This window comes from Burkholderia sp. BCC0397, from assembly GCF_902832865.1.
Taxonomy (GTDB): Bacteria; Pseudomonadota; Gammaproteobacteria; order Burkholderiales; family Burkholderiaceae; genus Burkholderia.
Window position 1 is genome coordinate 636386 of record NZ_CADFDL010000001.1, and the last position, 19002, is coordinate 655387.

20 protein-coding genes are annotated in these 19002 nt (G+C 69.2%); 13 read left to right on the forward strand and 7 right to left on the reverse strand.

Annotated features, from left to right (window positions below):
* Positions 1-131: 131 nt before the first annotated feature.
* The 5 genes from HWX03_RS02935 to HWX03_RS02955 form a co-directional block, all read right to left on the reverse strand.
* A complete protein-coding gene (locus HWX03_RS02935; RefSeq protein ID WP_175870169.1) occupies positions 132-1085 on the reverse strand; it encodes a TauD/TfdA family dioxygenase in 954 nt (317 codons plus the stop codon).
* A gap of 149 nt (positions 1086-1234) precedes the next feature.
* Positions 1235-2080: an ABC transporter ATP-binding protein gene (locus HWX03_RS02940; RefSeq protein ID WP_175870170.1), complete on the reverse strand. Its 846-nt coding sequence runs from the start codon at positions 2078-2080 to the stop codon at positions 1235-1237.
* 54 nt (positions 2081-2134) lie between these two features.
* Complete coding sequence (locus HWX03_RS02945) at positions 2135-2950, reverse strand: ABC transporter permease (protein WP_175870171.1); 816 nt, start codon at positions 2948-2950, stop codon at positions 2135-2137.
* 35 nt (positions 2951-2985) lie between these two features.
* The gene (locus HWX03_RS02950; protein WP_175870172.1) at positions 2986-3837 is read right to left on the reverse strand and encodes an ABC transporter permease; all 852 of its coding nucleotides are present in this window, start codon (positions 3835-3837) and stop codon (positions 2986-2988) included.
* Between the two features lie 14 nt (positions 3838-3851).
* Positions 3852-4934 (reverse strand): ABC transporter substrate-binding protein, encoded by a 1083-nt coding sequence (locus HWX03_RS02955; RefSeq protein ID WP_175819280.1) that lies wholly within the window; start codon positions 4932-4934, stop codon positions 3852-3854.
* Between the two features lie 802 nt (positions 4935-5736).
* Between HWX03_RS02955 and HWX03_RS02960 the strand changes: the two genes are divergently transcribed.
* The 12 genes from HWX03_RS02960 (at position 5737) to HWX03_RS03015 (ending at position 16263) form a co-directional block, all read left to right on the forward strand.
* Entirely contained in the window at positions 5737-5919 is a 183-nt protein-coding gene (locus HWX03_RS02960) for a Flp family type IVb pilin (RefSeq protein WP_174434244.1), read from the forward strand.
* An 88-nt stretch (positions 5920-6007) separates the two neighbouring features.
* On the forward strand, positions 6008-6487 hold the full coding sequence (locus HWX03_RS02965; RefSeq protein WP_175870173.1) for a prepilin peptidase: 480 nt from the start codon (positions 6008-6010) through the stop codon (positions 6485-6487).
* Positions 6488-6508: 21 nt separating this feature from the next.
* Positions 6509-7531, forward strand: coding sequence for a Flp pilus assembly protein CpaB (gene cpaB, locus HWX03_RS02970; protein WP_175870174.1), 1023 nt, complete (start codon positions 6509-6511; stop codon positions 7529-7531).
* 55 nt (positions 7532-7586) lie between these two features.
* The gene (locus HWX03_RS02975; RefSeq protein WP_175870175.1) at positions 7587-8969 is read left to right on the forward strand and encodes a type II and III secretion system protein family protein; all 1383 of its coding nucleotides are present in this window, start codon (positions 7587-7589) and stop codon (positions 8967-8969) included.
* A gap of 14 nt (positions 8970-8983) precedes the next feature.
* Positions 8984-9364, forward strand: a complete 381-nt coding sequence (locus HWX03_RS02980; RefSeq protein WP_175870176.1) for a CpaD family pilus assembly lipoprotein — start codon at positions 8984-8986, stop codon at positions 9362-9364.
* 21 nt (positions 9365-9385) lie between these two features.
* Positions 9386-10609 (forward strand): AAA family ATPase, encoded by a 1224-nt coding sequence (locus tag HWX03_RS02985; protein ID WP_175870177.1) that lies wholly within the window; start codon positions 9386-9388, stop codon positions 10607-10609.
* Complete coding sequence (locus HWX03_RS02990) at positions 10606-12036, forward strand: CpaF family protein (protein ID WP_175870178.1); 1431 nt, start codon at positions 10606-10608, stop codon at positions 12034-12036. Before HWX03_RS02985 ends, HWX03_RS02990 begins: the two co-directional genes overlap by 4 nt.
* Positions 12033-13010 carry a type II secretion system F family protein gene (locus HWX03_RS02995; protein WP_175870179.1) on the forward strand — a complete coding sequence of 326 codons (978 nt, stop codon included), beginning with the start codon at positions 12033-12035 and terminating at the stop codon, positions 13008-13010. The genes HWX03_RS02990 and HWX03_RS02995 overlap by 4 nt, the downstream gene beginning before the upstream one ends.
* Complete coding sequence (locus HWX03_RS03000; RefSeq protein ID WP_175870180.1) at positions 13007-13951, forward strand: type II secretion system F family protein; 945 nt, start codon at positions 13007-13009, stop codon at positions 13949-13951. The genes HWX03_RS02995 and HWX03_RS03000 overlap by 4 nt, the downstream gene beginning before the upstream one ends.
* Positions 13948-14805, forward strand: coding sequence for a tetratricopeptide repeat protein (locus HWX03_RS03005; RefSeq protein ID WP_175870181.1), 858 nt, complete (start codon positions 13948-13950; stop codon positions 14803-14805). Before HWX03_RS03000 ends, HWX03_RS03005 begins: the two co-directional genes overlap by 4 nt.
* On the forward strand, positions 14802-15230 hold the full coding sequence (locus HWX03_RS03010) for a TadE family protein (protein ID WP_175870182.1): 429 nt from the start codon (positions 14802-14804) through the stop codon (positions 15228-15230). The genes HWX03_RS03005 and HWX03_RS03010 overlap by 4 nt, the downstream gene beginning before the upstream one ends.
* The gene (locus HWX03_RS03015; protein WP_175870183.1) at positions 15223-16263 is read left to right on the forward strand and encodes a TadG family pilus assembly protein; all 1041 of its coding nucleotides are present in this window, start codon (positions 15223-15225) and stop codon (positions 16261-16263) included. Before HWX03_RS03010 ends, HWX03_RS03015 begins: the two co-directional genes overlap by 8 nt.
* Here the strand turns inward: HWX03_RS03015 and HWX03_RS03020 are convergent.
* Entirely contained in the window at positions 16227-17498 is a 1272-nt protein-coding gene (locus tag HWX03_RS03020; protein ID WP_175870184.1) for a glycosyltransferase family 87 protein, read from the reverse strand. The two genes, HWX03_RS03015 and HWX03_RS03020, sit on opposite strands and share 37 nt — an antisense overlap.
* 16 nt (positions 17499-17514) lie before the next feature.
* Complete coding sequence (locus tag HWX03_RS03025) at positions 17515-18591, reverse strand: glycosyltransferase family 2 protein (protein ID WP_175870185.1); 1077 nt, start codon at positions 18589-18591, stop codon at positions 17515-17517.
* Between the two features lie 187 nt (positions 18592-18778).
* On the opposite strand from HWX03_RS03025, the gene HWX03_RS03030 reads away from it, so the two are divergent.
* On the forward strand, positions 18779-18988 hold the full coding sequence (locus HWX03_RS03030) for a hypothetical protein (RefSeq protein WP_175869783.1): 210 nt from the start codon (positions 18779-18781) through the stop codon (positions 18986-18988).
* The last annotated feature ends 14 nt before the right edge of the window (positions 18989-19002 follow it).

Below are 19002 nucleotides of genomic sequence, written 5' to 3' on the forward strand. Positions count from 1 at the left end.
GTGAACGGGAGAGACGGACGACATCGTTGCGCGTGCAGGCGTCGGTCCGGCGGCGTGCGGTTCATGGCGGGTGTCCTGCAGGGAATGGCGCGGCGGCGCGCGGGAAAGCGCGCCGCCGCGGGACGTGAACGTTATTGCAGCGTGGCGCCCGGCCCTTTCAGCAGCACGCTCTGGCGGCCGTCGATGCCGACCGGCACGTCGCCGTGCACGGTCGCGCGGCGCACGACACGGCGCGCATCGCCGTAGTCGTTGATCGCGTAGTGCTGCGTCGCGCGGTTGTCCCAGATCGCGACGTCGCCTTCCTGCCAGTTCCAGCGCACCGTGTTCTCGAGGCGCGTCACGTGCTCGTGGAACACCTGCAGCAGATGCGCGGAATCCTGCGACGACAGCCCCTTGAGCTTCTGCACGAAGTGCCCGAGCACGAGCGTGCGCTCGCCGGTTTCCGGATGCACGCGCACGACCGGGTGCTCGGTTTCGTAGACGGTCGACGTGAACACTTCGCGGTAGCGCTTCAGTTGCGCATCGTCGGCATGCACGTGCGTCGACGCATAGTCGTAGGCGTTCGTATGCAGCGCCCACAGCGTGTCGGCGAGCGCGCGCAGCGGGTCGGGCAGATGCGCGTACGCGGCGGCCGTGTTGGCCCATACGGTATCGCCGCCGAACGGCGGGATCACGACCGCGCGCAGGATCGAGATCTTCGGGTACGCATCGACGAAGGTCACGTCGGTGTGCCACGAATTGGCGCGTGCGCCGTGCGCGGAATCGAGTTCGAGCAGGGCCGCGCTGCCGTCGACGGACGGCACGGTCGGGTGCGCGACCGTGTCGCCGAAGCGGCGCGCGAACGCTTCCTGTGTCGTGTCGTCGAGATGGTGCTGGCCGCGGAAGAACAGCACCTTGTGGCGTAGCAGCGCGGCCTGGATCGCGTCGAACGTCGCATCGTCGAGCGCGGCCGACAGCCGCACGCCGGCGATTTCGGCGCCGATCCGGCCGGCGACCTGGCGAAGCTGAAGCGGAACGGCGGCCGTGCGCGGCGCGGCGTGCGAAGCAGGCGAAGACGAGTGAGCGGCGTGCTGGACTTCGGACATCGGGAGTCTCCTGGGAGTCGGGTCGGTCGAGTCTCCATTCAAGCAGGCGCCGCGCGGAACCGGAACCGATGAATCGTCACAACCTTAGCGTGCGAGCTGCGATGAACGATATGTGTCGTCATGCTGAGCAATGCGGAAGCGTTGCATCGCTACCACGCGAGCCGCCATTCGCCGATCCGGTGCGGGCGCGCCCCGTCGATGCGCTTGCCGCCCGAACCGTCGTCGCCCGGCGGTTCGCTGTCGTCGAAATCGGCGAGCACGGTGTCGCGCAAGCGCGCGAATGCCGGCGAATCGCGCCGGCGCGGGCGCGGCAGCGCGACGTCGACGATGCGCGCGATGCGCCCGGGACGCGGCGCCATCGTGACGACGCGGTCGCCGAGATAGACGGCTTCGTCGACGTCGTGCGTGACCAGCATCATCGTGATGCGCTCCTGTTCCCAGATGCGCAGCAGTTCGTTCTGCATCTTCGCGCGGGTCTGCGCGTCGAGCGCGCCGAACGGCTCGTCGAGCAGCAGCACGCGCGGGCGGTTCACGAGACCGCGTGCGATCGCGACGCGCTGCGCCATCCCGCCCGACAACTGGTTCGGAAACGCGTGCTCGAAACCGTTCAGCCCGACGAGCGCGATGTGTTCCGCGACCGCGTGCCGTTTCGCGGCGACGTTCAGCGGCGCGTTGCGCAGCGCGGCGCCGATGTTCTGTTCGACGGTCAGCCACGGGAACAGCCGGTGATCCTGGAACACGATGCCGCGCTGTAGCGACGTGTCGCGCACGCGTTCGCCGCCGGCGCGGATTTCGCCGGTGTAATCGGTGTCGAGCCCGGCGACGAGCCGCAGCAGCGTCGACTTGCCGCAGCCGCTGGCGCCGACGATCGTGACGAATTCGCCGGCGCGCACGTGCAGCGACACGTCGTCGAGCACGGCGAGCGACGCGCCGCGTTGCGCGTAGTGCTTGCTGACATGGAGGATGTCGAGCGAATCGGAGGCGAGGGTCGTCATGGCGGTACGAAGAAGGGTGCGATATCGAAGGAAAGGGCGGGAAGGAAAGGGCGCTCAGCGCGTCAGGTCGCCGCGCCGGGCCAGCACCGTGCGCTCGATCGCCCGCGCGGTCGCGTTCAGTGCCCAGCCGGTCACGCCGACGACGATGATCCCGAACAGCACGAGATCCATCCGGAACTGCTCGCTGCCGTCGATCAGCGTGTTGCCGATCCCGCTGCCGGCGACGAGCAGGTATTCGGCGCCGAGCGTCGCGAGCCACGAATAGATCAGGCCGAGATACAGGCCGGTGAAGATCGACGGCAGCGCGGTCGGCAGGATCACGTGGCGGATGAGCTGGAGCCGCGAGTAGCGCAGCGCGCGGGCGACGTCGACATACGTGCGCGGCACCGCGTGAATGCCGTCGCAGGTATGGGCGGCGACCGGCAGCAGCGCGGCGAGCGACAGGAACACGACCTTCGCGACGTCGCCGAGCCCGAACCACACGGAAATCAGCGGAATCCACGCGAACAGCGAGATCTGCTTGAACGTGTCGAAGCTCGGGCCGACCATCCGCGCGGCGATGCGCGACAGCCCGAGCGCGGCGCCGAGCAACAGCCCGCCCGTCGCGCCGATCGCGAACCCGCACGCTTCGCGTGCGAGCGACGCCGACAACGCGCGGCCGAGCGCACCGCTCGCGGCCTGCGCCCACGCGGTGTGCAGCACGTCGGCGGGGCCGACGAACAGCCCGCTTTTCACGAGGTGGACGGAAGCGATGGCCCACCAGAGTGCGAACGCCACGAGCGGCAGCACGAAGCCGCGCCAGTCGGGCGCATGCAGGCGGCGGGCGGCCGTGGCGGGCGGTGTGGCTGACGGCGTGGCGGCGTGCGGCACGGGCGATTCTCCTTCGATGGGGCGTGCGGCCCGGTTCAGCCGCGAAACGCGGACGGCACGCCGCGGCGCAGGCGCGCTTCGAGTGCGTCGAGCGCCCGGTTGATCAGCAGGCCGACCGCGCCGACCACGACCACGGCCGCCATCACGAGATCGAGCTGGAACAGTTGCCGCCCGTACACGATCAGGTAGCCGAGCCCTTCGGACGACGCGACGAGTTCGACCACGACGAGCGCGAGCCACGACTTCGTGAACGCGAGCCGCACGCCGGTCGCGAGCGTCGGGATCGCGGCCGGCAGCACGACGTGGACGATGCGTTGCCGGCGCGTGTAGCCGAACCCGCGCGCGACTTCGTCGAGGGCGGGCGGCGTCTGGCGAAACCCCTGCAACGTGCTCAGCGTGACGGGGACGAGCGCCGCATGCGCGATCAGCAGGTACTTGAGCGGCTCGCCGACGCCGACGAGCAGCAGCAGGAACGGCAGCCAGCCGAGCACCGGAATCTGCACGAGCGCGTTGAAGCTCGGCAGCACGTAGGCTTCCAGTGTGCGCGACAGCCCGAGTGCGACGCCGATCGACACACCGAGCAGCGTGCCGGCCGCGAAGCCGACGAGCACGCGCTGCAGGCTGATCAGCGTGTGACGCACGAGATCGCCGCTCGACGCGAGTTCGGCCAGCGTGTCGACCACGCGTTCGGGCGGCGGCAGGATTTGCGGTGCGATCCAGCCGCGCGCGCTGCCGACGCTCCACAACGCGAACAGCAGCGCGGGCAGCATCCACGGCGCGAGCTGCCACGCGAGCCGTTTCAGCGCAGCCGCGCGGCGCGGCGGCACGGCGAGCGCGTGCGATTTGGACGACGGGGACGACGGGACGGGAAACGCGGTGTCGCTCATCGGGGCGGGCTCGGTCAGGAGAGGGGCTTGCCGGCGGCGTCAAAACGCGGCCAGTAGTGTTCGAGCTTCAACGTGCGCAATGCATTGTCGAGATACTTCGGTTCGAACCAGCCGTCGACGTCGACCGGCTGGCGGATCAGCTTCAGGTTCAGCGCATCCTGCGCGACGGCCTTGTAGCGCGCGACGACGAACGGATCGATCAGCGGGGACAGGCGGTCCTTCAGGCGCTGGTTCGCATAGTCGGCCTGCCACGACGCATACGGCACGCCGCTTTTCGCCCACAGCTTGAACAGCGCATCGCGGTTCGCCTCGTCGGACGACCATTGCGCGCCCTTCACGAACGCGGTGACGACGCGCTGCACGATGTCCGGGTGCGCGCGGTCGAAATCGTCGAGCACGAGCAGGTGGGTTTGGCGCGTCAGTTGCGGGCCGTCGTTCTGCGATTCGTAGATGATCTTCGCGAGGCCCGCGTCGCGCAGCTTGTAGAGCGCATAATCGCCCACCGACGCGTCGATGCCCTTCGACGCGAGCGCGGCGAGCGAGCTGGCCGCGTCGAGGTTGATCACGCGCAGGTCGCGTTCGCCGAGGCCATTCCTCGCGAGCGCGTTGTCGGCGACGAGCTGCAGGTTGGTGCCGCGGAAGATCGACACGCGGCGGTCCTTCAGGTCCTTGATCGAGCGGATCGTGGAGTCGGGCGGCACCGCGATCTTGATGCCCGAGCGCACGCTCGCGGCGAGCAGCAGGCGCGTCTTGATCCCGTTCGAGCGCGCGAGCACGGCCGGCAGGTCGCCCTGGTACGCGAAGTCGAGCGCCTTGTTGGCGATCGCCTCGTTGACGGCCGGGCCCGCGCCCTTGAAGAACAGCCATTCCACCTTGATGCCGTCGGCGGCGAATTCCTTTTCGACGAGCTGCTGCAACTGCACGGTGGCGGCGCTCGAGCCGCCGAACGTCGGGGGATCGCCCGCGCCTTGCTGGGCGACGCCGATGCGGACAGTGGCGGGCTTGTCCGCGTGCGCGGCGGCGGCCGGCAACGCAACGAGGGACGCGATCAGCAGCGATCGCAGCAGGCGCAGGGGAGACGGGAATCGGTCGATCATGGCGCGTCGGATGGCGAGGAGTGGAAGTCGTGCCGGAGGGAGGCAGAACCATTCTGGAGGACGCATTCGGCGCGGGACAAGCAACGATTTGAACTATGCTTATCGCCGCGTTTCGGGTTGGCAAATCACGCGTGTCGCCGATTGGAAACGGCGGCGCGCGCGAGCGCGGTTCCCGCATGTCGATCGGCGGTAAATCGATCGTCGGTGACGGCGGCGCCAAGTCGAATCGGGCAACACGATCGGGGTGTGCAATATTTTCCGGATCATGCTGGCCAGTACGAAAATAAATACCGGATAGCGCGCCCGCGTGTGCGTTTTAAATTCGGGCAGGAAAATTCTCGGCATATCGAAAAACTGAATAAAAATCATCGAAATGCACGGCGGAAGCAACGATGCATGCCGGTATTAACATTCTTGCGGCGCGCGAAGCCAGGCCTCCCGCCTCACGCTTGAAAAGCGGCAGATGACATGCGCGTATTTCATCGTTGAAGCGCTTCGCCCATAAATGCATCCGACGCTAAATAATTTGAATTCGCCCAAAAAATTGTCTATACCCTAGACGAATTAGCGTGATCCGCATCGTGTCAATGCGGCTACGCAACAGACGCGCGAAAGGAGCGGCAGATGCCATTGCCGTCCACCGCGCAGTGCAGCGATCGAATGGATTCAGGGGAATGCGCACGGCCCGATGCCAGGGCTGCCGCATGAGTCATGAATGGGCGAACGTCGTGCGCGCCACCGAAGCAACGCCGCGTCTTTACATTCAACGGTCGATCACCGACCCCGTCACACGGAGGTTGTCATGCTGCAATACGTCAAGAGCTTGCTGCGCGATGAACGTGGTGTCAGCTCGCTCGAATACGCCGTTCTGGCCGGCATCGTCGTGGTCGCGCTCGCGGCGGTCGGGGTGATTCTCAGCAGCACGTCCGGTGGCTTGCCGGCCGTGTTCACCGCGCTGATCAACAAGGTCACGGCGTTGATCTGATCCTCTGAACCCGAGCGCCGCCGACGAACACACGGATCCGCAGCGGTACGACGTATCCAGCCGGGGCGCGCCGACGGACGGCTCTCCGATGCTCTATCTCGTACAGTCGGCGGCGACGCTCGTGCTGGTGTCGCTCGCGATGCAGGATGTGTGCGCGCGACGCCTGTCCAATCGTGCCGTGCTGGCGTTCGCGATGCTGTATTTCGTCGCGGCGGCACTCGCGCGCGATGGGCTCGCGCAACTCGCCGGTCATGGGGCGACCGCCGCGGCGATGCTGCTGTTGTTCGCCGGCCTGCGGTACGCGGGCTGGATCGGCGGCGGCGACGTGAAGCTGGCGGCGGCGGTGTTCCTGTGGGCCGGCCCGGCGCTCGCGTTCCCGGTGTTGACGATCGTCGGTGCGAGCGGCACCGCGTGCGGCCTCGCCGCACTCGCGGCCGGCGCATTGCGGCGTCGCACCGCGCCGGCGGGTACGATCGCGACGCGCGGCGTGCCGTACGGCGTCGCGCTCGCGCTCGGCGGCACGCTGGCCGTCTGGGCGCCGTTTCCTCATGCGGTTTCGCTTACCTAGACCCGGGGGACGCACGCCGCCATGCCCAAACCCCTGAGAATGGCCGTCCTGATCATCGCTGCCGCGATCGGTGCGTTCATCCTGCGCCAGCTGTTCGTCGCCGCGGCGACGCCGCCGGCGCCCGGCGAAGCGGCCGAGGTGCGCGTGCGCGTCGCGACGGCGGACCTGCCCGAAGGGCTGCTGCTGCGCGACAACGATCTCGCGTGGAAGCGCATGCCGCGCACGCAGGTGCCGGCCGGCGCGTTCGTCGAGTCGCAACCGGGCGCGAACCTGCAAGGCGCGCTGCTGCGCAACCGGGTCGACGCCGGTGCGCCGATCCGCGCGGAGAACGTGATCCCGGCCGGCGCACCGGATTTTCTCGCGGCCGCGCTGCAGCCCGGCATGCGTGCGATCTCGGTGCCGGTCGACGACGTGTCGGGCAACGCGGGGCTGATCCAGCCAGGCGACTTCGTCGACGTGGTGCTCACGCAGCAGATCGGCGGGTCGGCGACGACGCCCGGCACGTTCGAAGCGGAGACGGTCGTGCGGCGCGCGCGCGTGCTCGCGGTCGGCTCGGAATTCCAGCGTGCGAAGACGCCTGCGAGTGCGCCGGAAGTACCGGCCCGCGCGCGCACGGTCACCCTCGAGGTCGCGCCGCGCACCGCACAGGTCGTGCTGGTCGCGACGCGCCTCGGATCGCTGTCGCTGGCGCTGCGCAGCTTCGCGACGAGCGATCGCCGTCAGGCGGCGGGCGGCGACGAAGCAGAACCCGATACGCCTCCGGTATGGGCCGGCGACGTGTCGCGCGCGGCCCGCGGCGCGGCGCGGGCGCCGTCCGTGAGGACGGACGCCGGCACGCGGCCGGGGTCGCAGGGCAATACGGTCGTGATCTACCGCGGCTCGTCGGTCGACGATGGGTCGCGCGGCAGCGGCACCGGCACACCGGGCGTGCCGCCGCTGCCGTCGGGTTGGCCGGGTACGCCGGTTGCGCCGGCCGCACCCGCGGGCGGCTACGCCGCCGCGGATGCGACGGCGCAGGCGCCACGGATGGCGGCGCCGCAGTGACGCGGTGACGATTCGGGGCCGGCCGCCCGGCGGCCGGCATTTGACGGGAACACGCATGGTGCGCATCGTTCGTTGGATCGCTTTCTGGTGCCTGGCCTGCCTCGTCGCGCCGGGCGTCGCGCTCGCGCAGCGCCCGCCGGCGGCGGACGCCGGCGCGGCGTTGTCGATTGCGACCGGCAAGGGCGAGATGCTGTCGCTGTCCGAACCCGCGACCGCGATGTTCGTCGCCGATCCGGGCATCGCGGACATCCAGGTGCCGTCGCCGCGCACCGTGTTCGTGTTCGGCAAGAAGGCCGGCACCACCACGCTGATCGCGCTCGGCGCGAACCATCGGCCGATCCTGCGCCGGACGGTGATCGTGCAGGTCGACACCGCCTCGCTGCAGACGGTGCTCGACAGCCGCTTTCCGCAATTGAAGCTGTCGGTGTCCGGCGCGCCGGGCTCGCTGATGGTGTCGGGCAAGGTGCCGAGCGCGGCCGACGCGGATGCCGTGATGCAGTCGCTCGCGCCCTACGTGAACGACAAGGAAAAGATCGTCAACCGGCTCACGCTGTCGCGTCCGATCCAGGTGAACCTGCGCGTGCGCGTGACGGAAGTGAGCCGCAACGTCACGCAGCAGCTCGGCATCAACTGGAGTTCGCTCGGCGCGGCAGGCAACTTCATCGGCGGATTGTTCAACGGGCGCACGCTGTTCGATCCGACGAACAAGCTGTTCAACCTGTCGCCGACCGGCGCGTATTCGGTGCTCGGCGGCTTCCATACGGGGCGCTGGTCGATCGACGTCGTGCTCGACGCGCTCGACCAGGAAGGCTTGATCACGATGCTCGCGGAGCCGAACCTCACCGCGATGTCCGGCCAGACCGCGAGCTTCCTCGCGGGCGGCGAGATCCCGATCCCGGTCGCGCAGGCCGGCAACACGACCGGCGCGATCACGGTCGAGTTCAAGCCGTTCGGCGTGTCGCTCGACTTCACGCCGACCGTGCTCGCCGACAACCGGATCAGCCTGAAGGTGCGCCCGGAGGTGAGCGAGGTCGACTCGAACAACAGCGTGACGACCGGCGGCATCACGGTGCCGGGGCTCACCGTGCGGCGCGTCGAGACGACGGTCGAGCTGTCGAGCGGACAGAGCTTCGCGATCGGCGGGCTGCTGCAGAGCCAGACGGCCAATACCGTGTCGCAGATCCCGGGCCTCGGCCGGCTGCCGATCATCGGCCGGCTGTTTTCGTCGAAGAACTTCCAGGACAACAAGACCGAGGTCGTCGTGATCGTGACGCCGTACATCGTGCAGCCGACCGGGCCCGGCCAGCTCGAGCAGGCGCTCGACACCGTCGCGCGGCCGAGCAGCGATCTCGAGTTCGCGATCCAGCGCAATCTCGGGCTCGACCTGCTGTCGGGCGACACGCCGCGTCTCGTCGGCGCCGCGGGCTTCGTGTACTGACCGGAGGAGCGCGCATGCGAGTTCGAACCCTGTTCACCGCACCGTTGGCGCTGGCGCTCGCGGCCTGCCTGTCGACGCCGCCGCCGATCAACCTGCCCGATGCACGCGCGATCGGCTTCGACGGCGTCCGTGCGGTGCCGCCCGACTGCGCGAAGCTGATGCAGCCGTCCCATCTCGTCGATGCAGGGTTCGGGCGGCCCGGCGTGCCGTTCGGCTGCGCGACCTACACGAATCTCGCGACGATGCTCGCCCGTCCGGAGGACCTCGTCGCGCCCGTGCCGTACGGCGGTGCCGATGCGCAAGTCGCGGCCGACGCGGTGCGCCGCTACGTCGAGGATCGCGTGAAGCAGCCCGCGCCGGGCAAGACGCTGACGACCGGTTCGCCCGGCCATTGACCCACTCCCGATGCGATCGCGATGCCGCCCATGAACGTCCTCGACCGCCAGAACGCCAAGCGCGCCGCCTCCGCCGGAGCGGCGGATCTCATCGCGGTCGTGTCCGATGCCGGCAGCGAGGATGTGATCCGCCGCGTCGCACAGGACCTGTCGATCACGCGCGCCCATGTGCAGCCGGGCCATTGCGACGATGCGATCCGGCTGCTGCAGCAGCACGAGCGCTCGCCGCGCCAGCTGATCGTCGACGTGTCGGATTCGGTGCTGCCGGTGTCGGACCTGATGCGGCTCGCGGACGTGTGCGAGCCGTCGGTGCGGGTCATCGCGATCGGCACGCAGAACGACGTCGGGCTGTTCCGCAACCTGCTCGGCATCGGCGTGCAGGACTACATCGTGAAGCCGCTGACCGTCGAGCTGATGCGGCGCGCGCTGACCACGACGGAGTCGGTCGTGCAGGTGCGCACCGGCAAGATCGTCAGCTTCGTCGGCGCACGCGGCGGCGTGGGCACGACGACGATCGCGGTCAACCTCGCGCGCTGCCTGGCGGGCGAGAAGCGGCGGCGCGTCGCCTACGTCGACCTGAACCTGCATGGCGGCGGCGCGAACTCGATGCTCGGGCTGTCGAGCAACAACGGGCTGATCGAATTGCTGAACATGGAACTGCGCCCCGACGACGCGCTGTTCGAGCGCATGTTCGTCACGAAAGGCGACCGCCTGCACGTGCTCTCGGCCGAACTCGCGTACGGCGAAGAGGCGCTGCTGCGCGACGATGCGATCGCGCAGCTCGTCGACATGCTGAAGGACCGCTTCCATTACGTGCTGTTCGACGTCGGCTACCGTGCCGGCAAGCTGTTCGAGGATGCGCTGACGGCGTCCGATCTCGTCTATATCGTCGCCGATCGGTCGGTGCACGCCGCGTACGAAGCCGCGCGGCTGGCACGCTTCGTGAAGGAGATACCGGGCGAGCGGATGCTGTCGATGGTGCTGAACAATCCGCTCGAGCCGGTCAAGGGACGCGTCGCGCAGTCCGATTTCGAGGACGCGTTCGGCGGTGTGCGGCTGCGCGAGCTGCCGCACGACGCGCAGTCGCTCGCGGTCGCGGAGAACCTGGCCGAGCCGATCGAAGGCTCGAAACGCCGCGGCTTCCTGGAAGAGATCCGGCTGCTCGCGAACGGCATCACCGGCGAATCGATGGCCGTCGCCGAGCCGTGGTATGCGCGCTTCTTCAAACGGAGGAAAGGATCGTGACGTTCGGTACCCGCAAACGGCCGACGCCGGACCCTGCGCCGGCGGGTTCCCGTGCCGCGCCGCGAGAGGATGTGCCCGCGGCGGGGCCGGCCGTGAGCCCGGCGCCCCCGGCAGCCCCGCCGGCGGCGCCCGCGCGCGGGACGACGGTGGCCGATACGCAGGAGGCCCTGATCCGCTCCGGCAAGTTCGACGCGATCCGCACCGCGGTATTCGCGTCGATGAACATGTCGGCCGCGCTGATGAAGACGCGCGACGAAGTGCGGGCGGGCATCGAACAGGTGGCCGCGCATACGGTCGAGCGCGAACGCCTGAAGATCACCGCGGGCGAACAGGTGCTGATCGTCGACGCGATCCTGAACGACATGTTCGGCGTCGGGCCGATCGAGCCGCTGCTCGCCGACGACACCGTGTCCGACATCCTCGTGAACGGCCCCGACCAGGTGTACGTCGAGCGCGCGGGCCGGCTCGAACTCACGCCGCTGAAGTTTCGCGACAACGCGCACGTGACCAGCGTCGCGCAGCGGATCGCGGCGGCGGTCGGGCGCCGCGTCGACGAGAGCAGCCCGATGGTCGACGCACGCCTTGCCGACGGCAGCCGCGTGAACGTGGTGCTGCCGCCGATCGCGATGCGCGGCGCGTCGATCTCGATCCGCAAGTTCGCGAAGCGCGACATCACGCTCGCGCGGATGGCGCATCAGGGCAACATCTCGCACGGGATGCTGCAGGTACTGAAGGTCGCGTGCGCATGCCGGCTGAACATCGTGATCTCGGGCGGCACCGGCTCGGGCAAGACGACGCTGCTCAACGCGCTGTCGCAGCACATCGAGGAGCACGAGCGGATCGTGACGATCGAGGACGCGGCCGAGCTGCAACTGCTGCAGCCGCACGTGGTGAGTCTCGAGACACGGCCGGAGAATACGGAAGGGCTCGGCGGCATCTCGCAGCGCGATCTCGTGCGCAACGCACTGCGGATGCGGCCGGACCGCATCATCCTCGGCGAAATCCGCGGCGCGGAGGCGTTCGACGTGCTGCAGGCGATGAACACGGGCCACGACGGTTCGATGACGACGATCCATGCGAACTCGCCGCGCGACGCGATCAGCCGGCTCGAAAGCATGGTCATGATGGCGAACGCGAACCTGCAGCTGCTGTCGATCCGGCGCCAGATCGCGAGCGCCGTGCACCTGTTCGTGCAGGTCGAGCGGATGCGCGACGGCGTGCGCCGCGTGACCCGGATCACCGAGATCGTCGGGATGGAGGGCGAGGTCGTGATCACCCAGGACCTGTTCGCGTTCCGCCAGGACGGCGACACGACGCGCGACGCGGTGAAGGGCGTGTTCGAGGCGTCGTCGCTGCGGCCCGCGTTCGCGCCGCGCGCCGCGTACTACGGCGTCGAGGATGCGCTCTCCGAGGTATTCCGGCAATGAGGGCCGCGGACCTGTTCGCGCTTGGCGCATTCGTTGTGATCCTGGCCGCGGGTCTCGCGCTGTCGGCGTGGCTCGATCGTGCGCGCCACACGCCGGAGCAGCGCGTGCGTGCGCGGATGCGGCACCTTGCGTCATCGCTGGCGGGCCGGGAGGCCGGTGCGACCGCCGCACCCGGCGTCGCGCTGTTCAACCTGCCGCGGCGGCAAGGCCGCGCGCGCGCGCGGCTGCAGCATTACGTGACGCGCGTGCGCGCGGTGGGCGGCGAACGCGGGATGCGGATCGTCGTCGTCGCCACGATCGCCGGCGCGCTGGCCGCGATCGTGGTGGTGGAGCTCGTCGCATTGCCGCGCATAGTCCATCCGCTGATCTACGTCGGGCTGCCGCTGGTGGCGATGCGCGCCAGCTACCGCGCGCTGGTCGAGCGGTTCCGGCTGCGCTTTCTCGAAGCGTTTCCGGACGCGATCGACCTGATCGTGCGGGCGGTGCGCGCGGGCATTCCGGTCACGCAGGCGATCAGCACGGTGGGCGACAGCGCGGCGGAGCCGGTGCGCTCGACGTTCCGCACGATGGGCGACAGCCTGCGCGTCGGCGCGGATCTGAAGGACGTGCTGACGCACGCGGCCGACCGGCTGATGATCGCGGATTTCTCGTTCTTCACCGTCTACCTGCTGCTGCAGCGCGAGACGGGCGGCAGCCTCGGCGAGACGCTCGACGAGTTGTCGAGCATCATCCGCACGCGCCGCGACATCCGCCTGAAGACACGCGCGCTGACCGCCGAGGGGCGGATCACGACGAAGATCATCTCGGCGGTGCCGTTCGTGATGATCGGCGCGCTGTTTCTCGTGAACCGCGCATACGTGATGCTGCTGTTCGACACGCATGCCGGACGTGTGATGCTGACGATCGCCGCGGTGCTGCTGACGATCGGACTGCTGACGATTCACAAGATCTCGAAACTGGATACCGCGCGATGACGATGTCGATGCTGGCCGCCCGCGGCCTCGAACTGTTGCTGCTGGTCGCGTGCGTCGCGGCGGCGCTCGCGACGCCGGGCGGCGGCACGCGCCGGCGGATCGCCGTGCGCGTGCAGCAGGCCGCCGGACAGCGGCCGCCGTCGCTGGGCGGGGGGCGCCTGCAGCCGGGCGAGGTGCGTCAGGATCTGACGCGACGGCTCGCGCAGTTGGGCGAGCGGCTGCCCGTGCTCGATCCGATGCAGCGCGCGAAGCTCGGGCTGCAGCTGACGCGCGCGGGCTTTCGCGAACGGCGTGCGGTGTCGTCGATGATCGGCATCAAGCTCAGCTGCGGCGTGCTGTTCGCCGGCGTCGCGATCGTGTTCAGCCCGTACATTCCGCGTTTCGGCGAATACTTCGTGATCCGGGCGGTGGCGATGGTCGCCGCGTTCGTGGTTGGCGTGATCGTGCCGGAATACGTGCTCGGCGCGATGATCCGGCGCCGCCGGCGGATCATCGCCGCGTGCTTTCCGGATGCGCTCGACTTGCTCGTGATCTGCACGATGGCCGGCAACAGCCTCGTATCGGGCGTGCGGCGCGTTGCGCGCGAACTCAAGCGCATCTGTCCGCCGCTCGCCGACGAGCTGACGGTATGCGCGGACGAGCTGACGCTGAGCGGCAACGTGTCCGAAGCGCTCACGCATTTCGCCGTCCGTGTCGACTTTGCGTCGGCGCGCTCGCTCGCCACGACGCTCACCCAATCGCAGCGGTTCGGCACGCCGATCACGCAGGCGCTGCGGACCCTGTCGCGCAGCGAGCGCACCGAGCAGATCGTCGCGCTCGAGGAGCAGGCCGCGAAGCTCGCGCCGAAGATCACGCTGCCGATGATGCTGTTCATCCTGCCGACGGTCGGCCTGATCGCGGCAGGCCCGGCGGCCATCCGTCTGCTCGAGGTGTTCAAATGAAAGGCTCCGCCATACGCGCATTCGCCTTCGCGGCCGTGCTGCCGCTGCTGGCCGGCGGCTGCGCGCCGGGCATCCAGACGCGGCCGGCGCTGTCGCACAAGAGCGACGACCCGCAGGCCGAATTGCGCATTGCCGACAGCGCGCTGGCCGGCGGCAACGTCGATCTCGCGTCCACGCTGTACGGGAAAGTGCTCGCCCGGCATCCCGATTCGCTCGCGGCGCAACTGGGGCTCGCCGACGTCAACTACCGCGCCGGCGATCTGGAGCGCGCACGCATGCTCTACGAGCAGGCACGGCAGCAGGCGCCGGCGGAACTCGGGCCGCAGGTCGGGCTTGCGCGCGTCGCGTTGCGGCAGCGGCGGCTCGACGAGGCCGCGCTCCGCTATCGCGACTTGCTCGCAGCACAGCCGAACCTGCCGCTCGCGGCGCAGGGGCTCGGCACGGTGCTCGACTTGCAGGGCCGCCACGAGGACGCACAGGCCGTGTACCGGGACGCGCTGCGCGCCCATCCGGACGCGCAGGGGCTGCGCGTCGACCTCGGGTTGTCGCTCGTGCTGAGCAATCGTCCGCGCGAGGGCGTGAACGTGCTGCTCGACGTGGCCGGGCTGCCCGATGCGCCGTGGCAGGCGCGCCAGAATCTCGCGTTCGCGTATGGCGTGCTCGGCAACACCGATTCGGCGAAGAAGCTGCTGTCCGCGGATCTGCCCGCGTCGGCGGTGGCCGACAATCTGCGCGTGTACCAGGCGGTGCGTGCGCAGCTCGCGTCGCGCCCGGTTGCCGATGCGGCGCGGCCGTTGAAGGGCGCCGCGCTCGAGCCGCGTACCGTGCCGCCCGCCGCGGGGGCCGCAAAATGACACGCGGGGCGACCGGCGCCCGCCACGCGCGCGGCGTCGTATCCCTCGAATTCGTATTGATGCTGCCGTTCCTGCTGATGGTGCTGATCGGCATCATCGACACGAGCCTGCTCCTGTGCGACAAGGCCGTGATCACGAACGCGAGCCGCGAAGCCGCGCGTGCGGGCGTCATGCTGCGCGTGCCGATGCTGACCACGACCCAGATCGCCAACGTCGCGTCGAGCTACACGCAGAACAGCCTGATCACGGGCGGCACCGCAACCACGCCGACCGTCACCGTGACGCAGGCGAACGGCACGACGTCAGGCACCGCGCTGACGGTCACGGTCACCTACACGTATTCGGGAATGGTGCTCGGTTCGGCGTTCAGCGCGCTGACCGGCCCGGTGACGATCTCGGCCAGCTCGGTGATGCTCTATGAGTGACGCGGCCGGCAAGCCATCCAGCGGGACGGCGCGCGAGCGCGGCTCCGTCGCGCTGTTCTTCCTGATGTTCCTGATTCCGCTGTTGTCGTTCGGCGCGCTGGCGATCGACATCGCGTGGGTCGCCACGGTGCGCAACCAGCTGCAGAATGCCGCGGACGCGGCCGCGCTCGCGGGCGCCGATGCGATGATGTCGCCGACCGGCGGCGCGCTGAACTGGTCGCAGGCCGCGCCCGCGGCGAACGGCGTGATCGCGCAGAATTCGGCGGCGGGCGCACCGCTGGCGAGCGGCACGGTGACGGCCGGCTACTGGAACGTGACGCGAACGCCTGCGTCGATGCAGCCGACCACGATCACGCCCGGCCCCTACGACGTGCCGGCGGTGCAGGTGACCGTGTCGCGCGCGCCGGGCGTCAACGGCGGCTCGATTCCGCTGCTGCTCGGAGGACTGCTGGGCATCCCCGGCGCGTCCGGCGTCGCGACCGCGATCGCGGTGCTCGCCGCGCCGGGCGGGGTCGCGGCGGGCGCGCTCTTTCCGGTCGCGATCGACCAGTGCGTGTACAACCAGTACTGGAATGCGCAGACCAACCAGCCGTTCATCGATCCGCTGACGGGATTGCCGTACAAGTTTTCGATCACGAACGGACAGACGTATGGCGCGCTGTGCATGGGCGGCCAGTGGACGTCGTTTCAGTCCACCGCGACCGACACGACGACGATGGGCGGCCTGATGGTGACCGGCAACCCGACGACGCTCAGTATCGGCGACACCATCAATCTCGCGACCGGCGTGAAGGCGACGCTCTATACGTCGGTGCCGGTCGGCGCGACGGTCGTGCTGCCCGTCGTCACGCAGACGTCGAGCAGCACCAGCGTGCCGATCGTCGCGTTCGCGGCGTTCCACATCGACGTGTCGCTGGGCGGCACGTACAAGTACATCCAGGGGCACTTCGTTGCCGGCGTCAAGATGACCGGCGTCGCGACGGGCGTCGGGCCGTACTACGGCGTGTACGTGCCGCCTCGGCTGGCGTTGTGAGTGTGGCGAGCGTCGTGCCGCGCGCGGCGCAGCAGCACCAGCAGCGCGAAGAGCGTCACGGCCGGGCCGAGCTGCGGCAGTTGCAGCCACGGGTTCAGGTATTCGGCGATCGGCAGCGCCCACATCAGCGCGATCGCGGCCTGTTCGCCGCGCAGCCAGCCGTCGCGCCAGCCGATCGCGAGCATGCAGGCGATCGCGATCGCGAGCCACGCGAGTTCGTAGTGCCACACGTACGGGTTGGCGACCAGCGTCGCGACCGCCAGTACGGCCGCGCGTACGCGGGTATCGCGCGACTGCGTCCACACGATGCAGGCGGCGGCGATCGCGATCACGGCGATACTCGCATGCGCGGCATACGCGGCGCCGAGCGGCACGCCCGCGAGACGGAACGCGGCGAACGGCGTCGGCGATGCGAACCAGAACACCACGCCATGCTCGAGGACGATCGAGCGGACGAGGCCGGCGCTGGCGACGAACAGGCGCAGCGACTCGACGCCGCAGACGAGCATGCTCAACGCGGCGAACGCGCCGGTCGCGAGCGCGGCCCACATGATCGTGCGCCATGCGCGCACGGCGACCAGCACGAACGGGAACAGCAGCGCCATCTGCGGCTTGACCGACAGCAGCGCGATGCAGAGGCCGGCATACAATGGCCGCCGATCCGCCCAATAGACGGCCAGCGCCGCGCACGATGCGGTCAGGAACGTGTTCTGCCCGAGCGTCGCGGTGACGAACACGCACGGCGCGGCGATCAGCGCGAATGTGCCGGCGCGCCATGCGCCGGGAGTCGTGCGGAGGCCGGATACGCGCCACGCGGCGAGGCCGAGCATGAACACGCCGAACGCGACGAACAGCGGATAACCGAGCGCGAAGGGCAGCAGCGCCAGCGGCGTCACGAGCAGCAGATAGGTGGGCGGGTACAGCCACGGGGCGAAGACGTCGCGACGAAGATGCGGGAACAGCTCGGGCAACAGCCGCGAGAATGCGGAGAAATCGTACGCTTGCGCCGGCGAGCCGTGCAGCATGACGTACGAGGCCGACCAGAACACCGAGAAGTCGGCGCCGGGGCGCGACAGGACGCTGCCGGACGCGTGCCGGACGACCGTCGTCCAGATCGCGATGAACAGCGCGTACAACACCAGCATCAGCGCGCTGTACAGGACGACGCGTCGCGGTGTGAGCCACGCGGCGACCGGGCGCGCCGCCGAGCGTATCGATTGCCGGGGAATGTCCAATTGCCGCGAGCCGGTTCTACTTGAACGACGCTTTGCGGACGGCGACGCCGGCGGCCGACGGCATCGCCGTCCGGCGGCGGGCCGCATGCGCACGCTTCAGCGGGAACTGCAGCAGCTTCGAGGCCGGCTGCCCGGCGGCCTCGCGCTCGGCACGGTAGCGCCGCCGCACGAGATAGACGGGGCGCTGCTTGGACTCATGATAGATCCGGCCGAGATATTCGCCGATCACGCCGATGCCGATCAGCTGGATGCCGCCGACGAACAGCACGACGGAAATCAGCGACGGGTAGCCGTGCACCGGATTGCCGTACAGCAACGTCCGCACCACGATGAAGGCGCCATACACGAGCGACAGCATCGCGAACGTGAGGCCGACGTAAGTCCACACGCGTAGCGGCACGGTGCTGAAGCTCGTGATGCCCTCGAGCGCGAAATTCCAGCGCCGCCATCCGGAGAACTTCGAGCGGCCGCCGCTGCGCGGCGCACGCGTGTATTCGACGATCGCGGTGCGAAAGCCGACCCAAGCGAACAGCCCCTTCATGAACCGTCGCCGCTCGGGCAGCGCGCGCAGCGCATCGACGACCTCGCGATCCATCAGGCGGAAATCGCCGACGTTTTCCGGCATGTCGACTTCGGACAGCGCGTTGTGCACGCGATAGTAGAGCGCCGCGGCCGCGCGTTGCAGGTACGGGTCGCACATCCGGTCGGTGCGTTTCGCGGCGACGACCTCGGCGCCGCCGCGCCAGTGTTCGATCATCGCGGGGATCAGCGCGGGCGGGTCCTGCAGGTCCGCGTCGATCAGGATCACCGCGGCGCCGGCCGCCTCGTCGAGGCCCGCGGTGAGCGCCGCTTCCTTGCCGAAGCGGCGTGTGAGATCCACGACGTGGACGCGCGGGTCGCCGGCGGCGATCGCGAGTAGCCGGTCGAGCGTGCGATCGCGGCTGCCGTCGTTGATGCAGACGATCTCGAAGCGCACCCCGGCGACCGACTCGAGAACCGGCAGCGTTTCGGCAAAGAACGCGTCGATCGTTTCTTCTTCGTCGTGAAACGGCACGACGAGCGATATCAGCGGCTTCCTGGCGTACGTGGGCATCCTGCGGTCTCCCGAGAGATCCGGCCTGCGCTGCACCGTATGGTTCCGGTTGTCGTTTGCCGAACGGGCCCGGCCCGGTTCGGCGCGAATTCGGTTCCCGCCTGCTTGTCCACCGCCGACCGGACGACAGGCGTTGCATTCATTGTAGGCAGGAATCGCCGATTCGTAACACGTATCGGTGGTTTTGATGGCGGACGGGCTCGCCGGGGGAAATGCCGGTCGGCGGTTGTCGGCGATCCGCGCGCGGCGGCGCCAGGATGGCGTTTTCGACGTCGACGGCGGGCGCGGCACGTTCAGCCAGTCGGGGCCGATGCTGCTGGTCGCCGCGATGCGCACGCTGGTCGCGTCGACGTTCGGCGACGACGTGCCGGATCCCGATATGTCGAAGCCGAACTGAGTACCCGCGAAGCC

Excerpts from the sequence above, each read along its gene's own strand:
- HWX03_RS02940 (WP_175870170.1), bottom strand. The coding sequence starts at position 2,080 with ATGACGACCCTCGCCTCCGATTCGCTCGACATCCTCCATGTCAGCAAG.
- HWX03_RS03025 (WP_175870185.1), bottom strand. The coding sequence starts at position 18,591 with ATGCCCACGTACGCCAGGAAGCCGCTGATATCGCTCGTCGTGCCGTTT.
- HWX03_RS03005 (WP_175870181.1), top strand. The coding sequence starts at position 13,948 with ATGAAAGGCTCCGCCATACGCGCATTCGCCTTCGCGGCCGTGCTGCCG.
- HWX03_RS03015 (WP_175870183.1), top strand. The coding sequence starts at position 15,223 with ATGAGTGACGCGGCCGGCAAGCCATCCAGCGGGACGGCGCGCGAGCGC.
- cpaB (WP_175870174.1), top strand. The coding sequence starts at position 6,509 with ATGCCCAAACCCCTGAGAATGGCCGTCCTGATCATCGCTGCCGCGATC.
- HWX03_RS03010 (WP_175870182.1), top strand. The coding sequence starts at position 14,802 with ATGACACGCGGGGCGACCGGCGCCCGCCACGCGCGCGGCGTCGTATCC.
- HWX03_RS02960 (WP_174434244.1), top strand. The coding sequence starts at position 5,737 with ATGCTGCAATACGTCAAGAGCTTGCTGCGCGATGAACGTGGTGTCAGC.
- HWX03_RS03000 (WP_175870180.1), top strand. The coding sequence starts at position 13,007 with ATGACGATGTCGATGCTGGCCGCCCGCGGCCTCGAACTGTTGCTGCTG.
- HWX03_RS02975 (WP_175870175.1), top strand. The coding sequence starts at position 7,587 with ATGGTGCGCATCGTTCGTTGGATCGCTTTCTGGTGCCTGGCCTGCCTC.
- HWX03_RS02950 (WP_175870172.1), bottom strand. The coding sequence starts at position 3,837 with ATGAGCGACACCGCGTTTCCCGTCCCGTCGTCCCCGTCGTCCAAATCG.
- HWX03_RS02955 (WP_175819280.1), bottom strand. The coding sequence starts at position 4,934 with ATGATCGACCGATTCCCGTCTCCCCTGCGCCTGCTGCGATCGCTGCTG.
- HWX03_RS02980 (WP_175870176.1), top strand. The coding sequence starts at position 8,984 with ATGCGAGTTCGAACCCTGTTCACCGCACCGTTGGCGCTGGCGCTCGCG.
- HWX03_RS02965 (WP_175870173.1), top strand. The coding sequence starts at position 6,008 with ATGCTCTATCTCGTACAGTCGGCGGCGACGCTCGTGCTGGTGTCGCTC.
- HWX03_RS02985 (WP_175870177.1), top strand. The coding sequence starts at position 9,386 with ATGCCGCCCATGAACGTCCTCGACCGCCAGAACGCCAAGCGCGCCGCC.
- HWX03_RS02995 (WP_175870179.1), top strand. The coding sequence starts at position 12,033 with ATGAGGGCCGCGGACCTGTTCGCGCTTGGCGCATTCGTTGTGATCCTG.
- HWX03_RS02935 (WP_175870169.1), bottom strand. The coding sequence starts at position 1,085 with ATGTCCGAAGTCCAGCACGCCGCTCACTCGTCTTCGCCTGCTTCGCAC.
- HWX03_RS03030 (WP_175869783.1), top strand. The coding sequence starts at position 18,779 with ATGGCGGACGGGCTCGCCGGGGGAAATGCCGGTCGGCGGTTGTCGGCG.